This window comes from Deinococcus aerophilus (assembly GCF_014647075.1).
In the GTDB taxonomy this organism is placed as follows: Bacteria; Deinococcota; Deinococci; order Deinococcales; family Deinococcaceae; genus Deinococcus; species Deinococcus aerophilus.
Genome location: NZ_BMOM01000003.1, coordinates 114764 through 139386 on the forward strand (window position 1 = coordinate 114764; position 24623 = coordinate 139386).

At 69.0% G+C, this 24623-nt stretch carries 21 protein-coding genes; 9 read left to right on the forward strand and 12 right to left on the reverse strand.

Annotation, left to right across the window (positions count from 1 at the left end; genetic code table 11):
- Positions 1–92: 92 nt before the first annotated feature.
- The 4 genes from IEY21_RS03030 to aroE all read right to left on the reverse strand — a co-directional run bounded on the left by IEY21_RS03030 (position 93) and on the right by aroE (position 6999).
- Positions 93–1427, reverse strand: a complete 1335-nt coding sequence (locus IEY21_RS03030) for a S1C family serine protease (protein WP_188901214.1) — start codon at positions 1425–1427, stop codon at positions 93–95.
- 84 nt (positions 1428–1511) lie between these two features.
- Complete coding sequence (locus IEY21_RS03035; RefSeq protein ID WP_188901216.1) at positions 1512–2753, reverse strand: hybrid sensor histidine kinase/response regulator; 1242 nt, start codon at positions 2751–2753, stop codon at positions 1512–1514.
- Positions 2750–6148: a PAS domain S-box protein gene (locus IEY21_RS03040; RefSeq protein ID WP_229752827.1), complete on the reverse strand. Its 3399-nt coding sequence runs from the start codon at positions 6146–6148 to the stop codon at positions 2750–2752. Before IEY21_RS03040 ends, IEY21_RS03035 begins: the two co-directional genes overlap by 4 nt.
- Positions 6145–6999 (reverse strand): shikimate dehydrogenase, encoded by an 855-nt coding sequence (gene aroE / locus IEY21_RS03045; RefSeq protein ID WP_229752828.1) that lies wholly within the window; start codon positions 6997–6999, stop codon positions 6145–6147. Before aroE ends, IEY21_RS03040 begins: the two co-directional genes overlap by 4 nt.
- Before the next feature lie 251 nt (positions 7000–7250).
- Here aroE and IEY21_RS03050 point away from each other — a divergent pair, with 251 nt between their 5' ends.
- From IEY21_RS03050 to IEY21_RS03070, 5 genes are all read left to right on the forward strand, one after another.
- A complete protein-coding gene (locus IEY21_RS03050) occupies positions 7251–8309 on the forward strand; it encodes a PhoH family protein (RefSeq protein WP_188901218.1) in 1059 nt (352 codons plus the stop codon).
- 181 nt (positions 8310–8490) lie between these two features.
- A complete protein-coding gene (gene ybeY, locus IEY21_RS03055; RefSeq protein ID WP_188901220.1) occupies positions 8491–8958 on the forward strand; it encodes an rRNA maturation RNase YbeY in 468 nt (155 codons plus the stop codon).
- A gap of 6 nt (positions 8959–8964) precedes the next feature.
- The gene (locus tag IEY21_RS03060; RefSeq protein ID WP_188901222.1) at positions 8965–9354 is read left to right on the forward strand and encodes a diacylglycerol kinase; all 390 of its coding nucleotides are present in this window, start codon (positions 8965–8967) and stop codon (positions 9352–9354) included.
- A gap of 70 nt (positions 9355–9424) precedes the next feature.
- Positions 9425–9976: a GNAT family N-acetyltransferase gene (locus IEY21_RS03065; protein WP_188901224.1), complete on the forward strand. Its 552-nt coding sequence runs from the start codon at positions 9425–9427 to the stop codon at positions 9974–9976.
- 13 nt (positions 9977–9989) lie between these two features.
- Positions 9990–10613: a hypothetical protein gene (locus IEY21_RS03070; RefSeq protein ID WP_188901226.1), complete on the forward strand. Its 624-nt coding sequence runs from the start codon at positions 9990–9992 to the stop codon at positions 10611–10613.
- A gap of 32 nt (positions 10614–10645) precedes the next feature.
- Here the strand turns inward: IEY21_RS03070 and IEY21_RS03075 are convergent, their stop codons facing one another.
- A complete protein-coding gene (locus IEY21_RS03075; RefSeq protein WP_188901228.1) occupies positions 10646–11365 on the reverse strand; it encodes an ABC transporter ATP-binding protein in 720 nt (239 codons plus the stop codon).
- Positions 11365–12525, reverse strand: coding sequence for an ABC transporter permease (locus IEY21_RS03080; RefSeq protein ID WP_188901230.1), 1161 nt, complete (start codon positions 12523–12525; stop codon positions 11365–11367). Before IEY21_RS03080 ends, IEY21_RS03075 begins: the two co-directional genes overlap by 1 nt.
- Positions 12526–12669: 144 nt before the next feature.
- On the opposite strand from IEY21_RS03080, the gene IEY21_RS03085 reads away from it, so the two are divergent.
- On the forward strand, positions 12670–13953 hold the full coding sequence (locus IEY21_RS03085; RefSeq protein ID WP_188901232.1) for a DUF4127 family protein: 1284 nt from the start codon (positions 12670–12672) through the stop codon (positions 13951–13953).
- A gap of 126 nt (positions 13954–14079) precedes the next feature.
- Here IEY21_RS03085 and IEY21_RS03090 read toward each other — a convergent pair whose 3' ends face one another.
- Together IEY21_RS03090 and IEY21_RS03095 are read right to left on the reverse strand one after the other, a co-directional pair.
- On the reverse strand, positions 14080–15315 hold the full coding sequence (locus tag IEY21_RS03090; RefSeq protein WP_188901411.1) for an ABC transporter permease: 1236 nt from the start codon (positions 15313–15315) through the stop codon (positions 14080–14082).
- Positions 15316–15346: 31 nt separating this feature from the next.
- On the reverse strand, positions 15347–16090 hold the full coding sequence (locus IEY21_RS03095) for an ABC transporter ATP-binding protein (protein WP_188901413.1): 744 nt from the start codon (positions 16088–16090) through the stop codon (positions 15347–15349).
- Positions 16091–16451: 361 nt separating this feature from the next.
- On the opposite strand from IEY21_RS03095, the gene IEY21_RS03100 reads away from it, so the two are divergent.
- The 3 genes from IEY21_RS03100 to IEY21_RS03110 all read left to right on the forward strand — a co-directional run bounded on the left by IEY21_RS03100 (position 16452) and on the right by IEY21_RS03110 (position 19124).
- Entirely contained in the window at positions 16452–16955 is a 504-nt protein-coding gene (locus IEY21_RS03100; protein WP_188901234.1) for a transcription initiation factor IIE subunit alpha family protein, read from the forward strand.
- A gap of 141 nt (positions 16956–17096) precedes the next feature.
- Positions 17097–17426: a cyclic-di-AMP receptor gene (locus IEY21_RS03105; RefSeq protein WP_188901236.1), complete on the forward strand. Its 330-nt coding sequence runs from the start codon at positions 17097–17099 to the stop codon at positions 17424–17426.
- 378 nt (positions 17427–17804) lie between these two features.
- Positions 17805–19124: an Nramp family divalent metal transporter gene (locus IEY21_RS03110; protein WP_188901238.1), complete on the forward strand. Its 1320-nt coding sequence runs from the start codon at positions 17805–17807 to the stop codon at positions 19122–19124.
- A 30-nt stretch (positions 19125–19154) separates the two neighbouring features.
- Here the strand turns inward: IEY21_RS03110 and IEY21_RS03115 are convergent, their stop codons facing one another.
- From IEY21_RS03115 to glmM, 4 genes are all read right to left on the reverse strand, one after another.
- Positions 19155–19493 (reverse strand): hypothetical protein, encoded by a 339-nt coding sequence (locus IEY21_RS03115; RefSeq protein WP_188901240.1) that lies wholly within the window; start codon positions 19491–19493, stop codon positions 19155–19157.
- Positions 19494–19581: 88 nt separating this feature from the next.
- A complete protein-coding gene (polA, locus tag IEY21_RS03120) occupies positions 19582–22341 on the reverse strand; it encodes a DNA polymerase I (RefSeq protein WP_188901243.1) in 2760 nt (919 codons plus the stop codon).
- Between the two features lie 153 nt (positions 22342–22494).
- The gene (locus IEY21_RS03125; RefSeq protein ID WP_188901244.1) at positions 22495–22995 is read right to left on the reverse strand and encodes a hypothetical protein; all 501 of its coding nucleotides are present in this window, start codon (positions 22993–22995) and stop codon (positions 22495–22497) included.
- A 165-nt stretch (positions 22996–23160) separates the two neighbouring features.
- Entirely contained in the window at positions 23161–24519 is a 1359-nt protein-coding gene (gene glmM / locus IEY21_RS03130) for a phosphoglucosamine mutase (RefSeq protein ID WP_188901246.1), read from the reverse strand.
- Positions 24520–24623 lie beyond the last annotated feature (104 nt).

Consider the following 24623-nt stretch of genomic DNA (forward strand, 5'->3'; position numbering starts at 1 on the left):
GACGACCCGCGCCATCCGCGTAGCAAAGAGAGACGTCCGGGGCAGGGGTCACAACCCCCCGCCCCGGACGCCGGTCAGCGCCTGAGCGCCGTTTACTGCTGGGCGTTCGGGAAGGAGAACGCCTTGAGGTTGACGGTGACGTCGCGGATCTGGCCGCCACGCAGGACCGTGAGCTTCACGCTGTCACCGATCTGCTTGCCGATGATGGTGCGCGGCAGATCGTCGCGGGAGGTGATGGCCTGTCCGTCAATGGCAGTGATCACGTCGCCGCCCGTGGGAATCTCGGCGCTCTGGGCCCCTGGGCCGTCCGCTCCCTGGCCGGTCGCCTGGGTGCTGCCCCTCAGGCCGGCGGCGGCGGCGGGGCTGTTGGGGTAGACCCGCTGAATCAGCGCGCCGCTTTCGGGCAGGTTCGCCTGCTTGCGCTGCGCGTCACTCAGGGCACCGACGTCGGTGAACTGAATGCCCAGGCTGGGAGTCTGGAGCACGCCGCCGTTGCCCGCCTGCAACTGGGGCAGCAGCTTCTTAACGGTGTTGACGGGAATGGCGAAGCCCACGCCCGCGCTCTGGCCCGCGCCGCCGGTCAGAATCTGGGTGTTCACGCCGATCACCTCGCCGGAGCTGTTGAGCAGCGGGCCGCCCGAGTTGCCGGGGTTGATGGCCGCGTCGGTCTGGATCAGGCTCTGCTCGATGCCCTTCATCCCCACCGGGGCGGTGCGTTCCAGGCTGGAGATGATGCCCTCGGAGACACTGAAGTCCAGCCCGAAGGGGGCGCCCATCGCCACGGCCTTGAGGCCCACATCGAGCTTTGAGGAGTCGCCCAGCGGAATCGGCTGGATCAGGTTCTGGGGCAGGCCCTCGGGGCGGATCAGCGCGAGGTCAAAGTCGGGGGCGCGGGCGATGACCCTGGCCTTGTACTCCTTCTTGTCTCCGTGCACGCGGATGGTGATCTCACTGGCCCCGTCCACCACGTGGTTGTTGGTCACGATGTCGCCGCTCTTGTTGACGAAAAAGCCGCTGCCCGTGCCGGTCTGGGCCCGTGGGGTGCCCAGGCCGCTGCCGTCATTGCCGCTGCCGTCCCCGAAATCAAAGGGCAGGCCAAAGGGCATCTGCTCCTGCATGCGCTTGCGCAGCTGGGCCTCCGAGCTGCCCGGGTTGCCCTCCGTGACGCTGATGTACACCAGGCCGCCCTGCCGCTGCTTGACCACCTGCACGGTGTTCGCCTCGGATTCGGTGCGGGCCCGGCCTCCGCTGTAGGTGTTGCCCTGGGGTGGAGTGGCCAGGGCCTGCACCATCTGGCCCTGCGTGCTCTGGGGGGCGCTCACGGACGAAGCGTTCTGGGCGGCGGAACGTTCATTGATGCCGTAGCCCACGAACGCGCCGAGGGCCAGCGTGCCCGACAGGGCCAGGATGGAGAGGTTCTTCTTCATGGAGCAAGTCTGCCGTGGGCCGGTTACACGGCGGTTAAAGCCCTGGTGCGGTCCCCGGTCGCCCCGGTACCCCCAGACGCCGCCTTAGATCTCGCCGTCGTCCTCCTCGTCGGGCAGCGGCAACCTCACGCGGAAGGTCGCGCCGCCGCCGGGGGTGTCCACCACGTCAATGCTGCCTCCGTGGGTGGTCACGACCTGCTGGGCAATGGTGAGCCCCAGCCCCGCCGAGCCTGCCTCCTTGCCGCGGTAGAACTTGTCGAAGATGCGCGGCTTGATCTCGTCGGGCACGCCGGGGCCACGGTCAATCACCCGCACCTCGACCTCGCCGGGCCGCAGCTCCGTTTCCAGATGCACCAGATCCGGCGAGCCGCTGACCCGGATGGCGTTGGCCACCAGATTAACGAACACCTGCCCCAGCCGCCCCGGATCGCCCACGATCTCGATGGCCTCCTGCGGCACCCGCACGCCATAGTCGCGGCCCAGCTGCGAGAGCACCTGCCCCAGGTTCATAAAGTGCATTTCGATGCCCTGGGTCAGCTCGCCGCGCGACAGCTGCAGCAGGTCGTTGACCAGCCGGGTCATGTTCTCGGCGACGCGCTGGGCGTCCTGCAGCGTCTGTGAGCCGCCCGCCTCACGCTCGGCGCGGCGCAGGTAGCCATGCAGCGCGGTCAGCGGCGTGCGCAGCTCGTGGCTGGTCTCGGCCAGGAAGGTCTTTTGCATGTTCAGCGCTTCCTCGAGCTGCTTGGCCTGGACTTCCAGGCGCTGGCTTTGCCGCTCGGCGGTGTTGCGCAGACGCTCGACCTCGATCAGGCGGGCCTGCAGATCGCGGTTGAGGCCGCGCACCTCCTGCTCGGCACGTTCGCGGCTGGCGCGGGCCTCGACCTCCGCGATGGCGCGGCGCATGGTGGGGGCCAACCGCTCCAGGCGCTGCTTAAGGATGTAGTCGGTCACGCCCTGGCGCAGCGTGTCGACGGCGACCTCCTCGCCCATGGCGCCGGTCACGATGATGAAGGGCACCAGCGGCAGCCGCTCGTGCGCGGCGCGGTAGGCGCTCATGCCGTCGTAGCTGGGCAGCGCGTAGTCGCTGAGGATCAGATGCGGGGTTTCTTCCTCAATGGCCTGCAGGAAGCCCGCCTCATCCTCGACCCGCCGGACCTTGAGCGGCCACGGCAGTTCCCCGTCCAGGTGCATCAGCACCAGTTCGTGGTCCAGTTCGCTGTCTTCAAGGTGCAGTACGTTCAGGGCCTCGCCGGCCTCGGGAATGCGGTAGTCGTGGACCGGAACGGGCAGGGCGTGCGAGGACACGGTTCCGAGTGGATCGGTCATGGCTGTCCTGCCGGGGCCGCACTGGACTGGGACTGTGGGCCGGAGGGGTGGCCGTTCAGGGGCAGCGTCACGGTAAAGGACGCGCCCTCGTCGGGCCGGGCGTCGGCGCGCACCCGGCCGCCATGGCGGGTGACGATACGGCGGACATTGGCGAGGCCGATGCCAATGCCCTCAAACTCATCGGCGCGGTGGAGGCGTTGAAACACACCGAACAGTTTATCCACGTATCTGGGGTCAAAACCCACGCCGTTGTCACGAACCGTGATCGTGACCTCATTGGCATCCGTCTCCGCACTGACCGTGATCTCGCCGCGCTCCCGCATGCGGGTGTATTTCACGGCGTTGCTCAGCAGGTTGGTGAATGCCAGACCCAGCAGCGCAGAGTCGCCGCGCACCGTCGGCAGGTGGTCGGGCAGGGTCAGGTGGATCTGCCGGCCCTGTCGGTCGGGTTCCAGCGAGGTCCAGCTTGTTCGCAGCAGCGTCCGCAGGTCCACCAGTTCGCGGCGCATTTCCTGACGGCCCATGCGCGAGAAGTCCAGCAGGTCGTCGATCAGCTGGCTCATGCGGCTGGCTGAGTCGGTGATGATGCCCAGGTAACGCTGTCCCTTGCTGCTCAGGCCCTCCCCGAGTTCCTTGCCCAGCAGGTCCCCGAAGCCCACGATGTGCCGCAGCGGCGTGCGCAGATCGTGCGACACGCTGTAGCTGAAGGCTTCCAGCTCCCGGTTGGCGCCCTCCAGTTCCTCGGTGCGGCGCTGCACCCGTTCCTCCAGTGACTGGTTGAGCGCCTGCAGGTCGTGCTGGGCCCGCAACACCTGCACCTGCAGGGCGTCGGCCTCCAGCGCGGTGGCAAAACGCCTGGCGAGTTCGTGGGCCAGGTCCTGATCGCGGGCGGTCATGGCCTGACGGTAAAACAGGCCCAGCACGCCGCACAGCCGTCCCGAGCGGTCCAGCAGCGGGTAGAACAGTGCGCCCGTGGCACGCACCCCGTGCAGCAGTGGGTGCGACGGCAGGAACAGCGGGTCCTCGCTGGTGACCACCTGATCCACCGCGCCGTCCAGAAAGGCGCGCATGTGTTCGGTCTTCCACGCCGGATGCAGCGAGGAGGTCGTCAGCAGTTGCACCTGGGGGGCCGCCGCCACTTCCCCGGCCGGCTCGGGCGTCCCCGTGACCGACCAAACGGCGGCGCTGTCCACAAAACGGGCGGTCAGCCGGCCCAGCGCCGTCCGGAGCGGCTGGCCGCCGGGGCCGCGGGTGCCCAGGTCCTGCGACACGTCGGCCAGCAGGCGCGCGGCGTTTTCCTCGTATACCGAGTCGTCCACATCGGTGCTGGTGCCCACCCACTCGATGACCTGCCCCGCAGCGTCCAGCACCGGCAGGCCGCGCGTCACGAAGCTGCGGTAGGTGCCCTGCGCCGAGAGCAGGCGGTGTTCGGCCTCGAAGGGCCGCGCCGAACGAATGGCCGCCGCCCAGCGCTGCTGGTAGGCCGCGCGGTCGTCCGGGTGCAGCTGACCCAGAAAGCCGGCGGCGGCCCGCTGGGAGCCGACATACTCGTCCCAGCGGCGGTTGAAATAGAACGGCGTGCCCTGCGGATCGGTGAGCCATACGATCTGCGGAAGGCTTTCCAGCACGCTGCGGTAGCGTTCCTCGCTGCGCTGCGCCAGCTGCTCGGCGAGCCGGCGGTCGTGGATGTCGGTGGCGCTGGTCACCCATTCGCGGACTGCGCCGTTCTCGTCCAGGCGCGGAGCCACGCGCAGCATGAACCAGCGCCAGACTCCCTCGTCCACCGTCAGCCGGAGTTCGGCGTGCGCACCCCCCAGCGCCTCGCCGCCCCGCACACGGGCCTCGCGCCACATGCGGTCAAAGACCGGCAGGTCCTCGGGCCACAGCCGCGCCGCCAGCTCGTCGTGGCCCAGCAGGGCCTGATGCTGGGCATTGACGTAGGTGACCCGGCCCTGCCGATCGCTGACCTGCAGGATGTGCGGAATGGCGTCCAGCACGCCCCGGTACCGCCGCTCGCCGGCCTGCAGGGCGCGCTGCGCGGCAATCTGCGCAGTCACGTCGCGCACCACTTCCAAGGAGCCCAGCTGCTCGCCGCTGCCATCCTGAACCTCGCTGCGCTGCGCCTCACCCAGGAAGGTGCTGCCGTTGCGCCGCCGGTACGGAGTGGTCAGGGCCGTGATGGTGGTCTGGTCACTCAGCCGGTCGTCCGTGTGCAGGCTCGAGAGCGGCTCCCCGATCAGCTCGTCGGCCGAGAACCCGAACTGCCGGGTCAGGGCGCGGTTCACCAGCCGCACCCGCCCCCGCACATCGGTAAAGATGGCGGCGTCCTGCATGGACTGGAAGATCGCCTCGAACTCGGCGCGGGCCTGCTCCTGGCGCAACCGGGCCTGACCCAGCGAGACATTCAGCGCCTCGGCGCGGCCGCGCGCGCTGACCTGCGACTGCACGAGCAGGTAGGCCAGGCCCGCGATCAGCAGCCCCGCGAGCATGGTCAGCATCGGCACGGCGGCGGCGGCGTCCTGGCCGAACTGCCGGTCCGCGCTGTACTCCAGCGTCCACGGCTGTCCGGCCAGCGTCAGGGCTATCCGGTCTCGGAAGGCCACATTCTCGGGGACCGACTGCGCAGACAGCAACTCGCCCCCCAGCGAGGCCCGTACTCCCAGGCCCGGCAGCAGCGGCTGATCCAGGCTCTTGAGAAACTGATCGGCGCGCACCGCCATGTAAATGAATCCCTGCGGACCGGAGGGCCCGATGGCCCGCCCGCTCTCCCACACCGGCAGCATCAGCAGGAAGCCGGTCAGGAGGTGACCCCTCTCGTCACGCTGCACCAGCGTGATGCGGGCGGTCGCCTGCACGTCGTCCTGTCGCCGGGCCCGGTCCAGGGCGGCGCGGCGCAGCGGCTCGCTGTACAGGTCGAAGCCCAGTGCCTCCAGGTTGCTCGGGCTGGCCGGCGCGATCACCGAGATCGGCACCCGCGCGCGTTGCGGCGCCTCGCCTGCCCTGACGGTGTAGTCGGACTGAACGCTGCGCCGCAGACGCTGCACCAGTGCTGTGGTGTCGCCGTCGGGCACCCAGGGACCGAAACCCAGCGCCTGCACCCCGGGGTAGCGCCGCGCCAGATCCGTCGCGTCCACGAACCGGGCAAAGACGGCCTCGTTCAGCAGGTCCGGATGGACCAGCCAGGTGGCGCGCGCCGTGCGCAACAGGCGGTCGTAATCGTTCAGGCGGTCACGCAGGGCCAGCGAGTAGGCCTGGATCTCACGCTCAAAGCGGTTTTGCTGCTGGGCACGCACGAAGCCGGAGATCACCAGCGCCGCCGCCGTCGAGAGCAGCAGGATCAGCGCCATCACCATCAGCGGCGCGCGGCGGGAGGCGGGCGGGGGTGAGAGGCTCACGCCCCGCCTTCGGGCTGCGGCATCCTCCCGCCCGCCAGCGCCCCCAGAAAGACCCCCACCGGCACGTCGGCGCCGGTCCAGGCCCGGAAGGCCAGCCGAGCCTGGTGGGCGAGCATGCCCAGCCCGTTCTCGGCCCGCAGTCCCGCGGCGCGGGCCTCGCGCATCAGCCGGGTCTCGGCGGGGCGGTACACCATGTCGTACACCACAGCGCGGGCCTCCAGCGGCACAAAGGGCGAGAGGGGCGACTCGTCGGGCGCGTCCAGCCCCGCACTGCTCGCATTGACGAGCAGGGTCACGGCGGACCACGGCACGGTCTCGGGCCACGCGGCCCGCCCGCCGAGTTCGGCGGCGAGCGCCTGCGCGCGGGCGTGGGTGCGGTTGACGATCATGACGGTGTGGCCCGCCGAGACCAGGGCATATACCGCCGCCCGCGCCGCGCCGCCCGCGCCCAGCACCACGCTCAGCCCCCCCGTGGGAGCGTCCACGTCGGCCAGGGCCGCGAGCAGGCCGGGCGCGTCCGTGTTGTCGCCGGTCAGGCGGCCGCCGCGGTGGATCACGGTGTTCACCGCCCCGATGGCCCGCGCCGCCGGAGTCAGGTCGTCGAGCAAGGACAGCGCCGCCGTCTTGTGCGGCAGGCTGAGGTTGGCCCCCAGCACCCCCGGCTGGCGCAGCCCGACGACGGCAGCGGGCAGTTCGGCCGGCGGCACGCGGCGTGCGGTGTACTCGCCGGAGATGCCGGCATGGGCGAAAGCCGCCCGGTGCATCTCGGGCGAACGCGAATGCGCCGCCGGGTCGGCGAACAGAAAGGCATGCTGAACAGCACAGAAGCTGGGGCGGTCCGGCAGGCTCACGCCCACAGTTTAGCGGTCTGCCCCCACCGGTTTGCGTGCACCGACCCGCGCAGGGTTAAGCCGTTTCCTCATCTCCCGCCGGGAAGGGCGCAGAATGTGCCGCAGGCCACGCCACTCCCGTCCTTGACTGCCGACAATGAAGCCATCCGAATGACCCCATCCTTCCTTCACCCACCTACCGAGCGCCGTCGGGAGAGGGTGCGCCGCGCCGCCGCCAACGCGGAGCGCGGCCCAGACCCACAGGAGCCAAGTTGACTGACCAGAAGCTGTCCGCCCAGCCCGAAACCGGGGCCGCCTCCGCCACCGTGACCCTGCAGGACCAGCGCGAGGCCCTGGCACTGCTGGGAGCCGGAGACGCCAACCTGCGCCGCATGCGGGAACTCACCCGTGCGCGGCTGGTGGCGCGCGGCGAGACCATCACCATCAGCGGGGAGGAAGCCGACGTGCGCCAGGGCGAGCGCATGGTGCGCGACGCGCTGGACGTGGTGCGCAGCGGCGGCGAGCTGACCCCCGAGAGCCTGCTGCGTTCGGCGCGCATGAGTGGCGAGGGCCGCAGCCTGGCCGCGGAAACGGCGGTCAGCGGCCTGAGCCTGCCGCGCGGCCTGAAGCCCAAGACCCCGGGCCAGAAGCTGTACCTGGACAAGATCTCGGGCAGCGACATCACCTTCGGGGTCGGCCCCGCCGGAACCGGCAAGACCTACATGGCCGTGGCGATGGCCGTGCAGGCGCTGAGGTCCAGGACGGTCAAGCGCATCATCCTGACCCGCCCGGCGGTCGAGGCCGGCGAGAAGCTGGGCTTCCTGCCCGGCGATCTGCAGGCCAAGATTGACCCCTACCTGCGCCCGCTGTACGACGCCCTGCAGGACATGCTCGACCAGGACAAGTTCGAGTCGTATCTCACGAGCGGAGTCATCGAGATTGCGCCGCTGGCCTTTATGCGTGGCCGTACGCTGAACGACGCCTTTATCATCCTCGACGAGGCCCAGAACACCACCGGCGAGCAGATGAAGATGTTCCTGACCCGCATGGGCTTTTCGAGCAAGGTGGTCGTGACCGGGGACGTGACCCAGATTGACCTGCCGCGCCACATCACCAGCGGGCTCGCGGTTGCCAAGCGGGTGCTCAGCCGCATCGAGGGCATCGCGTGGCACGAGTTCACCGAGGTGGACGTGGTGCGCCATCCTCTGGTGGGCCGCATCATCAAGGCCTACGAGATCGCCGAGGACGCCGAGGAAGACAAGCGCGCCGCGCGCCGCGGCGAGTTCGCGAGCATTCCCGAGGCGGAAGGCGACCCGCAGCGTTCGGTCTGAGCCAGACCCCCCCTTCCCCGGACCCGGCAGGGCCGCGCGTGACCACCACGCCGGCCCTGCGTTTATTGGGTTCTGCGTTACACTAGATTCTGCCTTCGTTGGACCCTGCGCTATTGGCCCGGTGCAGATCCGGGGACGGTGGACGTCCCATCCCGCCCGGATCTGCACTACCCTGGGGCGCGTGATTGATCTGCTGGCCCGCAAGACCCCGCCTCCCGGCCTGCGCCCGGCGCTGCGTGCGGGCCTGAACGCGGCGATGGAACATTTTGGTGTGCAGGACCGCGAGGTCACGGTGGTGCTCGTGGGGGACCGGACCATTCGCCGGCTCAAGCTGGAGCACTGGGACGAGGACGCCGCCACCGACGTGCTGAGCTTTCCCACCTGGGAACCGGGCGATCCTTTCATGCCGCCGCATCTGGGCGACATCGTGATCAGTCTGGACACGGCGGCGCGTCAGGCCGCCGCACGCGGCCACAGCCTGACGCGCGAGGTGACGCTGCTCGCGAGCCACGGCCTGACCCATCTGGTGGGCCACGACCATCCGCACGCCGAGGGCCTGGGCTACGAGGAAGGCGCCACCGGCCCCGAGTGGAACGTGTTCCACGCAGCCTGGCAGGCCGCTGAGGCCGCCCTGCCTGCCGGAACCTGAGGCCGCGTGCGCTCCGGCGGCTCGGCCCTGAACCCACGGCGCTGGTGGCGCTCGGCGGGGTTTGCGTGGGCGGGCATCCGGCACGTCTACCGCTCGCAGGCCAATTTCCGCATCGAGGTCTGGGCGGGCGTGCTGGCCCTGGGCGCCGCGTGGGGGCTGCGTGCGCCCATCGCCCCGGTTGCCCTGGCGTGCGCGCTGGTGCTGAGCCTGGAACTGATCAACAGTGCGCTGGAGGCCGTGGTGGACCTGAGCAGTCCTGAACTCCACCCGCTGGCGAAGATCGCCAAGGACGCCGCCGCCGGAGCGGTGCTGCTCGCGGCCATCGGCGCGCTGGTGGTCGGGGCGGCCGTGCTGGGGCCGCCGCTGTGGCGGTGGTGGCGTTTGGGAGCCGGGTAACGCCCCGCACGGCCTGAACACTGGAGCCTGAGTTTCACCCGGACGGCGTTCCGTCTGGAATGATGCCCGCATGACTGCCCCGACCTCCCCGTCCGGCGTGACCCTGCGCGGACGACGTCCGCGTGACCTGCCGGTGCTGCGGCGCTGGCTGGCCGATCCGGAGGCCGAGTGGCGCCGGTGGGACGCGCCGTACTTTCATGCCGCGACGACCACCGCGTCCCTCAGCGCCTACGTGGACCGGCTTGACCGCACGCCCCCCCGGCCCGACGAGCGGGTCATCGACCTGAACGGCGAGTGCGTGGGGATGGTCAACCGCAGCGAGGAGGATCCGGCGGGCGGCGGGTGGTGGGACCTGGGCATCCTGATCTACGATCCCCGTCACTGGAACCTCGGCCTCGGCACGCGGGCGCTGGAACTGTGGGTGGAGGCCACCCTGAACGAGACCGACGCCCACGTCCTGACCTTTACCACCTGGGGCGGCAATGAGCGCATGATCCGCGCCGCGCAGCGGATCGGCTTTCATGAGGCCGGGCGCGTCCGCGAGGCCCGGCTGGTGGCCGGAGAGCGCCACGACAGCGTGCGGCTGGACCTGCTGCGCCGCGAATGGACGGCGCCGCAGTAATGCGCAGACGGGCATGAGCAGCGAGGCCGGGGGAAAACGCGCGCCCCTCAACCCGCCGGGCTTTCTGGCCACCCAGGACCTCAAGGACCGCGGCTGGACCCCCAGCCTGATCACGCGCTTTCTGGGGGAGCACGACGGAACGCGGCCCAACGGTCTGAAGATGGGCCGCCGCCGCCTGCCGCCGGTCAAGCTGTACGCCGAGGCCCGCGTGCTGGAGGTGGAGCGCGACGACACTTTCCTGGCCGCGCAGGCCCGCGCCGCCGACGCCCGCGAGCGCGCCGAACGCAACCGGGCCGTCCGCGAGGCCAAGCGGGCGCTGCTGCTGGAAACAGCAGCGCAGTCGTATGCGCCCAGCATCCACCCGGAGCCGCTGCGCAGGGGCGCGGTCAGGAAGGCGCGCGATCCCTACCTCGCTGGCCTGGACGCCGCGCTGGACCGGCTGCGGCGCGAGATCCCCAGGCTCACCGCCCGCGAGGAAGCCCGACTGAGTGAACTGCTGCGGGAACAGCTGGACACGGCGCTGGCCGCCGCGTACCCGTGGTATCCCGCGCCAGGACAGCCGGCACCGGAAGCTCCGTCCACCACCCGAAAGGCCCAGGCACGGGCCAGCGACTGGCGAGACTGGGACTGGGATTAGGCGCGACGCGGCACAGCCCCGCTCCTTGACCCTCAGTCCTCCACGGTGACCACGCCGTCGCGCACGCGCAGGTGGTGGTCGGCGCGGGCGGCGACCTCGCGGTCGTGGGTGATCAGCACGACGCGGCGGCCCGCCCCGGCCGCCCCCGACAGCAGGGCCAGGACCTTCTCGCCGGTGCGGGTGTCGAGGTTGCCGGTGGGTTCGTCGGCGAGCAGGATGCCCGGATCGCGGGCCAGGGCGCGGGCGATGGCGACCCGCTGCGCCTCGCCGCCCGAGAGCTGGGAGGGCAGGTGCCCGGCGCGGCCCGAGAGCCCGACGAGCGACAGCAGTTCGCGGGCCCGCTCGCGCCGTTCGCGCGGCGGCAGGCCCGCAAGCGTGAGCGGAAATTCCACGTTCTCCTGGGCGCTGAGAATGCTCACCAGATTGTGGTTCTGGAACACGAAGCCGTAGTGCGCCAGCCGGAAATCGGCGCGGGCGGACTCGGACAGGGTGGTCAGGTTCACGTCGCCCACCGAGACATGACCGCTGCTCGGCGTGTCGAAACCGGCGAGCAGGTTCAGCAGGGTGCTCTTGCCGCTGCCCGAGGGCCCCACCACCGCCGTCATGCCCGGCGGAAAGGTGTGCGTGAAGGGGGCCAGCGCCTGCACCTGCCCGTCGCCACTGGGATACACCCGCGAGAGCCGCTCGACGTGCAGCGGCGGCGTGTTCGCAGTGGCGGCGGCCGGCACCTGCCGGGATACGGAAACCGTCATCAGATCCTCCCCAGGGCTTCGGTGATGTTCAGTCGGCTGGCGCTGCGGGCCGGCAGCAGGCCCGAGAGCAGTCCAAGCAGCAGGCTGATGCCCAGCGCGAGCACGATCAGGCGCGGCGTGAGGGCGGCGGCGTCAATGCCGGCTAGGTTCTGGGTGTACAGGTTCACAGCCCAGATGCCGCCCAGTCCCAGCAGCACCCCGCCCACGCCGCCCGCCAGCGCCAGCAGCAGCGATTCGGTCAGCACCAGCGCCCGCACGAACGAGGGGCGCGCTCCGATGGCCCGCAGCGTGCCGAACTCGCGGGTGCGCTCAAAGACCCCCATCATCACCGTGTTCGCCACCGCCAGCCCACCCACGATCAGCGCGATCAGCGAGATACCGAAACGCACGGCGTCGCTGATGCGCAGCGCCCGCTCCACAAAGCTCAGAAAATCCGACTGGGTGGAAGCCTCCAGGTTCAGCCGCTCGGAGAGGGTGCTGGCCGTCGTGCGGGCCTGCCGGGGATCGGCGAGCTTGAGTGCCACGAGCGACAGGCGGTTCTCGGCGCCCTCGGCGCGCTGCAGCGTGGTCAGCGGCAGGAAGATGAAGTTGTCCACCAACCCGGATTCGGGAGCGAGCACGCCCACCACGGTGGCCCGGTTGCGGCGGTTGAGGTTCAGGGTGCTGCCCGCCTTGAGGTTGAGGTTCTGCGCGGCCTTGGCCCCCACCACAGCCACGCCCTGCCCCTCATCGGCGGGGGTAAAGACCCGCCCCTGGGCCACCGACGAGTTGGGAAACACCGCGGCGATGCCCTGCGCCGCGGGCAGGCCGTACAGAACCACGCTCTGGGTCACGTCCAGGCTGCCGCGCACGGTCATGACCACCGGAGTGATGGTATTGATGCCCAGTTCCGGGGCCAGCTTCTGAATGTCCTGCACGGCACTCTGCGGCAGGTTGGGCTGTGGCGCCAGCCCCTGCGTAAAGCCGCTGAGGCTGACCTGAATATCCGGCCCGATGCCGCCCAGCTCATTCACGAACACCTTGCGGATGCCCTCGCCCAGCGACAGGAAAATCACCATGCTCGCCACCGCCACCGTGATGCCCAGCGCCGTCAGGCCGGTGCGCACCCGCCGCCGCGTCAGCCCGCGCCAGGCCAGGCTCCATAAATCCGTCCACTTCATGGCCCCCAAGCTACGCCCCAAACGCCGGGGCCGGGCGGCGGGGATGTTACAGATGGAGGTGGCGTGCGGGGGCGTGGCGTCCGGATGGACCGACCGGGCGGCCCTCCCCACCCCTTCTCATACCCGCCCGCTACCCTGACCGCCATGCTGCCTGCCCGCCTCGCCCCGGTCCTGACCGTTCTTCTTGCCGCTCAGGCCGGGGCCCAGATCCTGCTGCCCCTGGACTCACGCCCGGCGACGCGGGTGTTGCCCGCGCTGATCGCCGGCCTCGGCGGGGGCACGCCGCACGTGCCGCCCACCGTACTGCTGGGTACCGCCGCCCAGGAGGCCAACCCCGCGCTGCTCGCCGCGTGGCTCAGCGCCCAACCTGCAGACGGCCCGCTGATCGCCTCGCTGGACGCCCTGGCCTACGGGGGACTGGTGCAGTCGCGCACCAGCCCGCTGACGGCCGCCCAGGCGCTGGCCCGGCTGGAACCGCTGCGTGCGTGGCAGGCCCGGACCGGCTGGCCCGTCTACGCCTTCATCACGCTGCCGCGCGAGCCGGACGCCACCGACCGCCCGCGCAACCTGACGGTCGTACGGGCCATGCTGGGCTGGGCCCGGCAGGGCGTCTTCGCCGAGCTGCACATCGCCTGGGACGACGCCCTGAAGGGCAGCCCCGCCCCGGCCGAGGGCGCAGCGCTCGCCGCCGAGGCCGCCGCTGCCGGCCTGAAGAACGTGCGGGTTTACCCCGGCGCCGACGAGGTGCTGTCCATGCTCGCCGCCCGCGCGCTGGCTTCACAGCCCAAGACCGTGCGGCTGGAATACAGTGACCCGGCGGCAGCCCAGGCGGTCATCCGGTACGAGGGCATCCCCCTCACCGCGAGCGCAGCCAACCACGCGGCGGCCAGCGGGTACGGAGTGGTGGATGCTGGACCGGCCGACCTGACGCTGTACGTGTTCAACGGCGGCGACTCGCGGCAGGCGGCGCTGCGGATCAGCGCGCTGCTGCGCCGCGGACCGGTGGCGGTGGCCGACGTGGAGAAGGTGAACCTGGGCAACCCGCGGCTGTGGAGCGATCTGACCACCCTGCGCCAGCACGCCAATCTGCTCTCCCTGGCCGCCTGGGGCACTCCTGGCAACAACCTGGGCACCGCCCTGGCCCACGCCAAGCTGGCCCTGTCCGGGGCCGATCCCGTGCGCCAGGACGCCCTGCTTGCCCGCGAGTATGCCAACGACATCATCTACAGCTCGGAGGTGCGGGCCCTGCTGCGCAAACATGTGCCGGAAAAGGACCTCGATACTCCGCAGGGTCAGGCCCAGTTGCTGCAACTCGCGCAGAACTACTTTCCGCTGCGGATCGGCAACGAATACACGCTGCAGGACGCCACGCTGCCGTGGGGCCGTTCGTTCGAGTGGGATTTTGAACTAAAGACCCGCGGGCCGTAACCGCCCCCTCCAGCCACCCGCTCCGGCCCACCGGCGCAGACGGAAACAAGCAAAGCCCCCCGCCCGCGCAGGCGAGGGGCAGCTTCATTCAGGAGAGGTGGCGTTCGGGCGGCCGCCGCCCGGCACTCAGTTTCTGAAGATCACCTCCTCGCGTCCGAAAGAGCGTAGGGCGAGCAGCGACAGCAGAACGGCCACGATCAGGTTGGAAAGGATGGCGGTCAGGATGTGCGCGGTGCCGGCGCTGCCCTTGACGATTTCCAGAATGGAGAGCATCGCGCCGAACAGCGGCACGGCATAGATGCCGCCCCCCAGCGTCAGGAAATCGGCGAACTGCAGCATCACGGCCGGCAGCACGATCACGATGCTCAGGGGCGCGATGTAGGTCTGCGCCTCCTTGAAACTGCGCGCGTAGATGCCGATGGCGATCAGCACGGCGCTGATGATCAGGGCGGCGCTGGCGGCCAGCCCCAGCAGGGCGAACGTGCCGCCCACGCTCAGGCTGAGCTGCCCGCCCATCACTCCGGTCAACTCTGCCGCCGCGCCGCTCTGGTTCTTGATCAGACCGGCGGCCAGCAGCCCGCTGACAAGAAAGCCCAGCACGCTGAAGGCGGCGCTGGTCAGGGCGGTGACGGTGGTCGCGAGCAGCTTGCCGGCCACGACCTCGGAGCGGCGCACCGGGGAGACGAGCAGACTTTCCAGGGTGCCGCGCTCCTTTTCCCCGGCGGTGGCGTCCACGGCGGTCGCCATGCCCCCCGACAGAATGAATTGCAGCATCAGGAGGGGAATCAGGAAGGCCAGCTGTCCGCTGCGCTGCTCCTGCGGGGGGCTGGCGTCAATGGGCTGCACCCGCACCGGCCGCAGGGTGTCCTCACCCAGCCCCAGCCCCTGCAGGCGGCTGAGGGTCAGGCTGCGGTTGTAGCCCTCTACCACGTCCTGCACCTTGCTGAAGGCCCCGGTCTGGGTCCGCAGGCTGCTGAGCTTGGCATACACCTGCAGCGTGCCTGCCTCGCCCCCCGCACGGGTGGGCAGCGGTCCCGCCGCCTGCACCGCCGCCTCCACGTCGCCCGACTGCACCGCCTGACGGGGGTCTTGCACCGCAACCAGCGTGACGCCCGCACGCACGGTCTGCCCGCCCACCTTCTCATCGCGCTCCAGCGCCGTGCGCAGGGCCACCGGGATCTGGCCCACCACCCCCACCTTCTGGCGCTCCTGCTGCTGGCCGCCGATAAAGCTGCCCAGCAGCAGCGGCAGCCCCAGCGCCAGCGCCGGAATCAGGATCAGCGGCATCAGGATGGTGGCCCCCAGCGTGCGGCGGTCGCGCAGGGTGGACAGCAGATCCCGCCCCGCGATGCGCCGGACCATGTTCCAGCGCAGGCCCGCGCCCGTGCGCCGTTCAGACCGCACGGCCGTCCTCCAGGCCCGTGCCGCGCACCAACGAAAAGAAGGCCCGTTCCAGAGTGTCCTGCCCGGTGTGTTCCAGAATCTCGGGAATGCGCCCCACCGTCAGCAGGCGGCCCTCATGCAGAATGGCCACGCGGTCACAGACTTCCTCGGCCTCGCTCATGACGTGGGTGGAGTACAGCGTCAACCGGCCCGGCGCACGGGTGGCATGCACGAAATCCAGCAGCGTGCGGCGGGCAAAGATGTCCAGACCGCTGGCCGCCTCGTCCAGAATCAGCACCGCCGGGTCATGAATCACCGCGCGGGCGATGACCACCTTCTGTTTCATGCCGGTGCTGTACTCGCCGGCACGCACATCCAACGTGCGGCCCAGGTCCAGCCGCTGGTCGAGTTCGTGAATGCGCGCCTCAGTGGCCGCGCGGTCCATGCCGTACAGCCCCGCAAAGGACCGCAGCACCTCGCGGCCTGTCAGGCGGGCGGGCAGGCCCATACCGCCGTTGACCACGCCGACGCGGCGGCGCACCTGCTCAGGATCACGCACAACATCAAAGCCCGCCACCTGCGCCGCGCCGGACGTGGGCCGCAGCAGGGTCGCCAGAATGCGCAGCAGCGTGGTCTTGCCCGCGCCGTTGGGGCCGAGCAGCCCGAAGACCTCGCCCTCGGGCGCGCTAAGGCGGATGTCGTGCAGCGCCGTGAACTTGCCGTAGGTCTTGGTGACATTCTGGATGTCGAGCATGACCGACCCGGCGTGGGAGGACGGTGCAGAGGCAGGGACAAAAGTGGATTGCAATTGTGTCATAGGTCTCCTAAATCACAGTACGCCAGCAGTGGAACGGGAGTTCCACCTCCGTCTCTGGCCACAGCCAGGCCGATCACCGCCATGTCCGGACAAACCCTGAACACACCTCTGTCTATTGCTCATCAAAAATGAGAAAAAGTATGTGACAATAGGAAAGTTGCGCTACCAGGCGCACTTCTCTACGGTTCTTATACCCGGTCAGCCTTTTTCTGACCCCCGAATCACTCAACTCAGGAGTTGCAGACAGGCGCTGAGAGCCTCGGTCCACTGCCCCGCAATTCCCAACGGAGGATGGTGCATGTTTAACCCCCCCACCCTGGAAGATCTGCAAGAAACCCGCCGCGCCAACGAGAAACTCGTGCTGGGAGCGCTCGACAGCAAGCCCGAATGGGTCGAGACCGAACTGGCCAAGACCACCGGTCTGGCGCTGTCGCACCTGCGCGCGGCGCTGGCCAGCCTGCTCGACCAGGGCCGGGTGCGCCGCCTGCCGGGAACCGGCACCCGCGCCGTGTACGGTCTGGCCGACCCCGGTCTGGCCGACGTGCCCGCCACTCCCCTGACGACCGACGCCGAGAAGGTGCGTGACTACCTCGAAGGCCGCGCCGACAGCGCCCTGTACATGAGCGAGCAGCTGCGCATGACCCGCGAGGACGTCATGAGCGCCCTGAGCCTGCTGAACGCGCACGGTATGGTCACCTGCACCTTCGTGGGCAGCCTGGTGATCTTCCGCATGAAGGAGTCGCAGGCGCTGGGCCAGGAGCAGGCGGCCCCCACCACCGGGAAAAAGAAACAGGTCGCCTGAGTCACGGCGGAACTTGCGGGCTGCCCCTCCACTGTGGGGGGCAGCCCCTTTTTGCAGGCCCCTTTCCTGGAGCCCGCCCGCAGCCCCGCTGCTGCATCCGGCAGACCGCCCGATCACAACCGGTTTGCTATGCTCCTGTTCATGAAACTCGTACTCGCAGTCATTCAGGATGCCGATGCGACGGCGCTGGTCCGCGCCCTGTCGGAGAATGCCTTCGAGGTCACCAAGCTGGCGAGCACCGGCGGCTTTCTGCGCGAGGGCAACACCACCCTGATGATCGGTGTCTCCGACGAACGTCTGGATGAACTGAAACGCTTCGTCAAGCAGACCTGCCGCACCCGCAGCCGCCTGGTGGCCCCCAGCGTTCCGATGGGCGAGCAGAGCGAGGGCCTGGTCAATGACCCGGTCGAGGTGCCGGTCGGAGGCGCGGTGATGTTCGTGATGGGCGTGCAGGAATTCGTGAAGGTCTAGAGACTCGGGCCGGCACAATGGCCACCGTCTTCCCAGCGTTCACTCTCAGCGCCGCCCGTTCCTTCCGGAACTGTGCGGCGTCCCTGTCTGAAGCGCCTGGGCCAGCGTAGGGGCGGCCTCCGACCTCCAGTGCTGGGCAGCGGACCTGCCCACTGCAGCCCTTTTCACCGCATTCCCTTCGCCGCCACGCCCGCACGGCCTGACCTGAGCCTTTCCTTAGGGTTTCCTGCACGCGCTCCAGACTGCTTGCAATTGGTTTTAGGCGATCCTAAAGTGGCTCATGTTTCTGCGCCGACGTGCCACGGCCGTTTCTCTGTCCCCCTTCCCGGCCCGCTCCGCACATCTGCGTCCCGCCGCCTTACCGCTGAGGGGCCGTTCATGACCGGAGACGGCTGGAGGAAGGAGAACCTTCAGGAATCCCTGAGCGACGTTGAGCGCATTCCGGTGCCGTATCACAAACCGCCCTTCCGGCGCTTCCTGGCCTTCCTGGGACCGGGGGCCCTGGTGGCAGTGGGCTACATGGACCCCGGCAACTGGGCCACCTCCATCGCGGGGGGCAGCGCCTACGGCTACACGCTGCTGAGCATGGTGCTGATCTCCTCGCTGATGGCGATCTACCTGCAGGCACTCACCGCGCGGCTGGGCATCGCCACCGGGCGCGATCTGGCGCAGGCCTGCCGCGACCACTTCCGCAAACCCGCCGCCATCTTTCTGTGGCTCTCGGCGGAGATCGCCATCATCGCCACAGACCTGGCCGAGGTGATCGGCACGGCCATTGCGCTGAACCTGCTGTTCGGGCTGCCGCTGCTGATCGGGGTGATCCTGACCGTCGTGGACGTGCTGCTGATCCTGATGCTGCAGCAACGCGGCTTCCGCTATATCGAGGCGCTGGTCATTACCCTGATCGCCACCATTGCGGTGGCCTTTCTGTTCGAGCTGATCTTTTCCAAACCCGAGTGGGCCCCGCTGCTCGCCGGATTCGTGCCGTCACGCCAGATTCTCGACCCCGGCGTGCTGTACGTGGGCATCGGCATTCTGGGGGCCACCGTGATGCCTCACAACCTGTACCTGCACTCGGCCATCGTCAACACGCGCGGCTACAACCGCACCCCGGAAGGGCGGCGGGAAGCCATCAAGTTCTCCACCATCGACTCGACCCTCGCACTGGTCTTCGCCTTCTTCATCAACGCCTCCATTCTGATTCTGGCCGCCGCCGCTTTCCACGCGGTGGGCCGCACCGAGGTCGCCGAGATTCAGGACGCCTACAAGCTGCTCTCGCCGCTGCTGGGAGTGGGGGCAGCGAGCATCCTGTTCGCCGTGGCACTGCTCGCCTCGGGACAGAACAGCACCCTGACCGGCACCCTGACCGGTCAGATCGTCATGGAAGGTTTCGTGAACATTCGCCTGAAGCCCTGGGTGCGCCGACTGGTCACGCGCCTGCTGGCCATCATTCCCACCGTGATCGTGATCCTGATCTACGGCGAGCGCGGCACCGGGGAACTGCTGATCCTGTCGCAGGTCGTCCTGTCGCTGCAGCTGTCGTTTGCGGTCGTGCCCCTGATGATGTTCAGCAGCGACAAGACCAAGATGGGAGAGTTCGTGATCAACACGCCGATGAAGGTGCTGGGCTGGGGCATCACGGCCCTGATCATCGGCCTGAATGCCTTCCTGCTGATCCAGACTTTCTTCGGCGGATAGGCGCTGCGGGAGGGCAGAAAGCGGGCGCCGTCAACGATCAGACGGTGCCCGCTTGGCCTGCACCTGCCGCCAGGTCGTCACCGCGCCCAGCAGCAGCATGGCCCCCATGAACACGTAGACCCACAGCGGTAGGTTGCGCCCGGCAACCAGCACATACAGGTAGGCTCCGACGAACAGCAGTCCTGTGGTGAGCGCTGGCAGCGTGGTGGAGCCGCCGCCCCGCCAGCGCCTCAGCCACCACGCCAGCGACAGCGCGAACAGCGGCATGCTGCCGAAATACAGTAGGCCGAACACCACCGGGTTGACGCCGTAGCGCCCGCTGAGCGTCACGGCGGTGGCAGAGACCCACTCGCTCAAAGTCTGAAACATGGTCAACCCCTCATGCCCGGGGTACGCCCGGGCGGGCCAGAAGGTTCAGCGGACGCGGCCTGCCCACGTCCCTTCCCGTCGCCGACCGCTACTTCGCGTCATACCAGTTCGGTCCCACCCCGGCCTCGACCGCCAGCGGCACGCTGAGCTGGGCTGCTCCCTCCATCAGCTCACGGGTGACCTGGGCCACCTCCCCGGCGCGGTCCTCGGGGGCCTCGATCAGCAGTTCGTCGTGAACCTGCAGCAGCAGCCGCGCGCCCAGGACGTCGAGCTCCCGGTCCAGCTTCACCATCGCCAGCTTGATGATGTCCGACGCCGTACCCTGGATGGGCATGTTGTAGGCCAGCCGCTCGCCCGCCTCGCGCACGTTGCGGTTGGTGGCGGTCAGTTCGGGCACGTAGCGGCGGCGGCCATACAGCGTTTCCACGTAGCCGTGGGTGCGCCCGAAGTCCAGCGTGCGGTCAATGTAGCCCCGGATGCCCGGATAGGTGCTGAAGTAGATCTCGATGAACGAGGCTGCGTCCGCGTACGGAATGCCCAGATCGTTGCTCAGGCGGTGGGCGCTCATGCCGTACAGCACGCCGAAGTTCACGGTCTTGGCGGCGCGGCGCTGGTCCGGGGTAATGCCGCCCTCGTCCAGGCCGAGCACCTGCGCGGCGGTGCGGCGGTGGATGTCGGCACCTTCCTGAAACGCCTGCTGCATCAATGGGTCGCCGGAGATGTGAGCGAGCAGCCGCAGCTCGATCTGCGAGTAGTCGGCGGCGATCAGGCAGTAGCCCGGATCCGCGATGAAGCCCTTGCGAATCTCGCGGCCCACCTGCGAGCGGATGGGAATGTTCTGCAGGTTGGGATTGAGGCTGCTCAGGCGGCCGGTGGCCACCGCCGTCTGCGCGAAAGTGGTGTGCAGCCGCCCGGTGCGCGGGTTGATCAGATTGGGCAGCGGGTCGAGGTAGGTGCCGCGCAGCTTGTCCAGCTCGCGGTATTCCAGCAGCAGCGGAATCACCGGATGCTCGTCGCGCAGCGGCTCCAAGGCGCTGACGGCCGTGGAGCGCTTGCCGGTCAGCTTGGTCTTCTTGCCGCTCGCGAGCCCCAGTTCGTCGTACAGCACGGTCTCGAGCTGCTGTGGGCTGCGGATCGAGAACTCGCGGCCCGCGAGTGCGTGAATCTCGGCCTCCAGGGTGTTCAGCCGGGCGGTGGTGGAGGCGGCCAGCCCGCGCAGGTAGTCGGCGTCCAGCCGCACGCCGCGCACCTCCATGCGGGTCAGCACGGCGGCCAGCGGCCGCTCCATGTCCTCGTACAGCTTCGTGCGGGCCCCGTCCAGCTGTGCGGGCAACTCGCCCAGCAGGTGGGCGGTGATCGCCGCGCGGCCCGGCGCGTCGTCTGGCCACGCCAGGTCCAGATACCGCTTGGTCACGATGCCCATATTCATGTTGGAGGGATCAAGCAGGTACGCCATCAGCAGCGGGTCGTCCCCCGGTTCCACCACCGTGCCGCGCACGCTCAGGTGCGCCGCCAGGGCCTTGGCCCCCGCCGCCGTCACCGTCTCCTGGCCTGCGAACTCGGCGTCGTCCACGGTTGCCGGGAACTGGGCCCGCAGCTTGTCCGCGGCCTTCTGGGCATCCTTGAGTGCCTTCTCGGCGGCCTTCTGTTCCTTCTTGGTCAGCGGCTGCTCGGCGTCGAACAGACCGGGTGTGGGGGCCACCGCCCCCGTCTGCTGCCACTGCTCGGGCTCGTGGACCGGGGCCTCACGGACGATGCCCGCGCCGTCCCGGGTCGGCTCGAAGGTCGCGGCCCCGGTCAGCGCGGCAGTCAGGTCGTCCTCGCGCGACAGCACGTAGCCCCACACCACGCCCCCTTTTCCCTTCTTGGGAGCGCGCCACGCCTCGCTGCGGGGCGGCTGCACCTTCGGCACCGGGGGAACGGCGGTGGTGGCCTCCACATAGGGATCGGGCACGCTTTCCTCGGGCCGCGACAGGCCCGCGATGTCACGCCCGATGGCGTGCAGCTCCAGTTCCTCGATCAGCTCGGCCAGCCGCGCCGGATCGCCGGGCAGCCGCTGCCCGCCCAGCTGCACGTCCAGCGGCAGATCGGTCACCATGCACGACAGCCCGTGGCTGAACTGCACGTCCTTTTCTGAAGCCAGCAGCTTTTCGCGGGTCCCCTTGGGCTCCAGCGTGCCCGCGTGGGCAGCTTCATAGACCTTTTCCAGCGTGCCGTACTCCTGCAGCAGCTTGGCGGCGGTCTTGGGGCCGATGCCCCGGGCACCGGGAATGTTGTCGCTGGCGTCGCCGGTCAGGGCGCGGTAGTCGACCCACTGGCGCACGGTCACGCCGTACTTCTCCAGCACCTCGTCCGGGCCGATCAGCCGGAAATCGTTGCTGATCACGCGCACGTGGTCGTCGAGCAGCTGGTAGGCGTCGCGGTCGCTGGTCACAATACGGACCTGCATGCCGGTGCCCTCGGCCTTGCGCGTCAGCGAGGCGATCACGTCGTCGGCCTCGTATCCGGGTTCTTCTAGGCGCGGAAAGCCGATGGCGTCCACGAGTTCCCGGACGCGGTTGATCTGGGCGGGCAGGTCGCTGGGCATCTCGGCGCGGCCCGATTTGTAGCCGTCGAACTGCTCGTGGCGGAAGGTCTTGACCGGGGGGTCGAACACCACGATGATCTGGTTGGAGCGCTGCCGGGCCAGCCGCAGCGTCAGACGCAAAAAACCCACGATGGCGTGCGTCGCCTCGCCCCGGCTGTTGCTCAGGGGCGGCAGGGCAAAGTACGAGCGAAACGCCAGCGCGTGCCCGTCGATCAGCACCAGCGTGTCGGGTGCCGGCGTCTCGGGTGAGGAAGAGGTCATGACGCCGATTCTACTCTGGGCGTAATGGCGGGGCCGGGAGGAACAGATCGGTGAAGGCCCAGCCGGACAGGAACCCGGCGCAGGACCTGCGGTCACATGGAAAAAGGCGGCGGGTCCACATGGCCCACCACCCTCAGCGACGTGCGGCGATGTTTACTTCACGCGGGTGCGGATAAAGCACACGGCGGTCTGTCCCGCCTTGAGGTCCGGCAGCTGCCAGCGGACGTGGGTGTAGTCGCTGGGATTGACGGTAACTTCCTTTTTCACGTCCTTGCCGTTCTCGGTCACGGTCACGAACTTCTTGAGCGGCTCGGCGGCGAAGGACTTGCCGTCGATGCTGAACAGCGCCTTGACATCCGGCACGTTGCACTGCTGTCCGATAAAGGCGGTCGCCGCCGGCACAGCCATGCTGAGTTTCAGGCCGCGTACGGTGGAGGTGCTGACATTCTCGGCGCGCTGCTGCAGCTGCAACAGGCTGCCGGGAGTCACGCCCCGGTTGGCGGTGTCCGTGAGTTTCTCGACCGTCTTGCCGTCCTCCTTGACCTCGGTAACGAGCAGGGTCGAGGCGGTCAGTTTCAGGGGCGAGTTCTGGGCCAGCGCCGGGGCGGCCAGCGTACCGAACAGCGCGGCAGTGATCAGATGGTTTTTGTTCATGGGTGTTCCTCCTGAAAAGGATTGTGGCGACCGAGAATGAGAGCCGGGGTCAGGCCAGCGGACCAGACCATTAGGGCGGGAAGGCACACGCAACACTCTGCCGGCCCTGCCACCCTAACCGGGGTTCCCGACCTCAACCTGACGGCGCCTGCCGGAACCGGCCTCTCAGGAAGTTGCGGAGGCAGACGCCGTGAGCAGACCGCGCTCCTCGACCACGCCGGCAAGCACGCGGGCAATCTCGTGGATCTCGGCGGCGTCCTGACCTTCCACCATCACCCGGATCAGGTTCTCCGTGCCGCTGGGACGCAGGTTGACCCGGCCCTTGCCCGAAAGCTGGGCCTCGGCGCGGGACACGGCCAGCTGCACGGTTTCGTCCCGCGCGATGGCCTTCTTGTCTCCCACCCGCACATTGACCAGGGTCTGGGGGTACATGGTCAGCTCATCGAACAGCGCGTCGAGGGTGGTGTCCAGCGTCTTCATGCTCGCCAGGGTCAGCAGGGCGGTCAGCACGCCGTCTCCGGTGGGCGACAGGTCCAGGAACAGGATGTGGCCGCTCTGCTCGCCCCCGAGTTGCAGCCCCTGGCTGTGCAGACGCTCGTGGACATAACGGTCTCCCACAGCGGTGCGCTCCAGCGGAATGCCCGTTTCCTGCAGCTTCACTTCCAGCGCCATATTGGACATGATGGTGGCCACCACCGCCCGTTCGCCGCGCGCGCGCGCATTGAGCAGCAGCATGTGGTCGCCGTGAACCACGTTGCCGCGCGAGTCCACGAACAGGGCGCGGTCCGCGTCGCCGTCAAAGGCGATTCCCAGGTCATACTCGCCGTTGCGGACAATGGTCTGCAGGTGGTCCATGTGGGTGCTGCCGCAGTTGCGGTTAATGTTGCGTCCGTCGGGCGTGGTGTACACCGCGAACACGTCCGCACCCGCCGCCTGAAAGACGCGCGGGGCCACCCGGTAGGCCGCGCCGTTGGCACAGTCCAGCGCGATCTTCAGGCCACTCAGGTCGGGGGCCAGGGCACTCAGGTACTGGATATACAGCCGCTCGGCTTCGGTGTAGTTGGTCACGCTGCCCAGGTCGGTGCCGGTCACCGGGCGCAGGCGGGCCACCTCGTCAATGGCCGCCTCGATCTCGTGTTCGGTGGCGTCGCTGAGCTTCTGGCCGTCTGCGCCAAAGAACTTGATGCCGTTGTCCTCGTAGGGGTTGTGGGACGCGCTGATCACCACGCCCGCATCCGCCGAGAGGTGCCGCGTGAGGTAACTGACGCCGGGGGTGGGCAGCACACCCACGTGGATCACGTCCACTCCCCGGCCCGTCAGGCCCGCGGCCAGCGCCGCTTCCAGCATGTCCCCGCTCTGGCGGGTGTCCTTGCCGATCACCACGCTGACCCGGCCCGTCTGCGAGCGGCGCATCAGCACCTCGCCCGCCGCCGCGCCCAGGGTCATCACCCAGGCGGGCGTCAGCGGAAATTCGCCGGCCACCGCACGCACACCGTCGGTGCCAAAATAGGTTCTGTCGCTCATATCACCGGTCAGCATACCGCCCAGAGTGCATTACACACTTCACACATGTCACTCTACCCGCCCCCCCCCTCACCCGCCGGCTCAAGGCGCGGTCAGGAAGGCGC

What these genes read in the sequence shown, in the direction of transcription:
- polA (WP_188901243.1), bottom strand. Translation starts at nt 22,341, where the DNA reads ATGACCTCTTCCTCACCCGAGACGCCGGCACCCGACACGCTGGTGCTG.
- IEY21_RS03080 (WP_188901230.1), bottom strand. Translation starts at nt 12,525, where the DNA reads ATGAAGTGGACGGATTTATGGAGCCTGGCCTGGCGCGGGCTGACGCGG.
- glmM (WP_188901246.1), bottom strand. Translation starts at nt 24,519, where the DNA reads ATGAGCGACAGAACCTATTTTGGCACCGACGGTGTGCGTGCGGTGGCC.
- IEY21_RS03095 (WP_188901413.1), bottom strand. Translation starts at nt 16,090, where the DNA reads ATGCTCGACATCCAGAATGTCACCAAGACCTACGGCAAGTTCACGGCG.
- IEY21_RS03085 (WP_188901232.1), top strand. Translation starts at nt 12,670, where the DNA reads ATGCTGCCTGCCCGCCTCGCCCCGGTCCTGACCGTTCTTCTTGCCGCT.
- IEY21_RS03115 (WP_188901240.1), bottom strand. Translation starts at nt 19,493, where the DNA reads ATGTTTCAGACTTTGAGCGAGTGGGTCTCTGCCACCGCCGTGACGCTC.
- IEY21_RS03125 (WP_188901244.1), bottom strand. Translation starts at nt 22,995, where the DNA reads ATGAACAAAAACCATCTGATCACTGCCGCGCTGTTCGGTACGCTGGCC.
- IEY21_RS03105 (WP_188901236.1), top strand. Translation starts at nt 17,097, where the DNA reads ATGAAACTCGTACTCGCAGTCATTCAGGATGCCGATGCGACGGCGCTG.
- IEY21_RS03075 (WP_188901228.1), bottom strand. Translation starts at nt 11,365, where the DNA reads ATGACGGTTTCCGTATCCCGGCAGGTGCCGGCCGCCGCCACTGCGAAC.
- IEY21_RS03030 (WP_188901214.1), bottom strand. Translation starts at nt 1,427, where the DNA reads ATGAAGAAGAACCTCTCCATCCTGGCCCTGTCGGGCACGCTGGCCCTC.
- IEY21_RS03100 (WP_188901234.1), top strand. Translation starts at nt 16,452, where the DNA reads ATGTTTAACCCCCCCACCCTGGAAGATCTGCAAGAAACCCGCCGCGCC.
- IEY21_RS03090 (WP_188901411.1), bottom strand. Translation starts at nt 15,315, where the DNA reads ATGGTCCGGCGCATCGCGGGGCGGGATCTGCTGTCCACCCTGCGCGAC.
- IEY21_RS03070 (WP_188901226.1), top strand. Translation starts at nt 9,990, where the DNA reads ATGAGCAGCGAGGCCGGGGGAAAACGCGCGCCCCTCAACCCGCCGGGC.
- IEY21_RS03035 (WP_188901216.1), bottom strand. Translation starts at nt 2,753, where the DNA reads ATGACCGATCCACTCGGAACCGTGTCCTCGCACGCCCTGCCCGTTCCG.
- IEY21_RS03065 (WP_188901224.1), top strand. Translation starts at nt 9,425, where the DNA reads ATGACTGCCCCGACCTCCCCGTCCGGCGTGACCCTGCGCGGACGACGT.
- IEY21_RS03110 (WP_188901238.1), top strand. Translation starts at nt 17,805, where the DNA reads ATGACCGGAGACGGCTGGAGGAAGGAGAACCTTCAGGAATCCCTGAGC.